Below are 379 nucleotides of genomic sequence, written 5' to 3'. Positions count from 1 at the left end.
ACCAGGCGGGCCTCGATGCGGTCGTGGTCGGCGTCGGTCAGCTCGGGCAGCTGGGTGCCGGAGGGGACGCGCACCACGAAGTGCAGGCGGGAGAGGATCGACTCGGTGTTCCAGGCGGTGAAGTCGACGCTGTTGCCGCCGAGCTCCTCCTTGAGGATGTCGATCAGCCGCAGGCGCACGCCGGTGGTGTAGCGGTCGCGCGGGAGGTAGACGATCGCGGAGTAGTAGCGCCCGTACTCGTCCTGACGCAGGTAGAGCCGCAGCCTGCGGCGCTCCTGGAGGTAGAGGACGGAGGTCGCGACGGAGCGGAGCTGGTCGACGGGCGTCTGGAAGAGCTCGTCGCGCGGGTAGGTCTCCAGGATCTGCAGCAGGTCGCGGC

General features: G+C 69.4%; 1 protein-coding gene. It reads right to left on the bottom strand.

Annotation, left to right across the window (positions count from 1 at the left end):
- Positions 1–379: hypothetical protein (locus tag AB0C16_RS40895; RefSeq protein ID WP_357691604.1), on the bottom strand; the 379-nt coding region annotated here is incomplete at both ends.

Source organism: Nonomuraea sp. NPDC048916, from assembly GCF_040649575.1.
Classification (GTDB): Bacteria; Actinomycetota; Actinomycetes; order Streptosporangiales; family Streptosporangiaceae; genus Nonomuraea.
This window is presented reverse-complemented; position numbering and strand designations above follow the sequence as displayed.